Source organism: Rhodococcus sp. ARC_M12 (assembly GCF_022810385.1).
GTDB lineage: Bacteria > Actinomycetota > Actinomycetes > Mycobacteriales > Mycobacteriaceae > Rhodococcoides > Rhodococcoides navarretei.
Map to the genome: position 1 here is coordinate 1 of NZ_JALGQI010000068.1, position 495 is coordinate 495.

Annotated in this window: 1 pseudogene; it reads left to right on the plus strand. The window is 64.6% G+C overall.

Annotation, left to right across the window (positions count from 1 at the left end):
• Positions 1-388: 388 nt before the first annotated feature.
• Positions 389-495 (plus strand): annotated as a pseudogene (locus MTX35_RS26180) (short-chain dehydrogenase); the annotation flags it as partial.

Here is a 495-nt window from a genome sequence, read left to right on the forward strand (position 1 = left end):
GCGGTGAGAACATACGCGCCGAACCCCGTATCGCGGCCGACTGCCGATCGGTCGGAGCTCTCTCCGCGAACAATCGCGATCGTGAACACTCGGACCGCCTCGGACACCTTCGAATCGGGTGAGCCGATACCTGCTGGCAGAGCTGTGCCACATGACTGTCTCGTCGCCGCGGCCGTGTTGAGGCCGACACCGGAAGTTGCACCGAACAGACGAGACCCGTTCTGCCGCTGGGGTTGCGGCTGCGGGCGATGAACGACCGATCCGAACGCCTCCCCGGGCACGAGACGACGCGCGATACCCATATCCCTCTCCCGTGTGCGCAGCCGCTACCGCGAGAGCGGGCCGACAGGCGTCTACCGATGTCTCTCATCTATGCAAGGAGCGCAGCATGATGAACAACGCACCTCACACCCCCGCCAGGACCGTGGCGATCACAGGTGGAGCTCGCGGCATCGGCTATCAGACAGCGAAGGAGTTGATTCGACGAGGCCACCG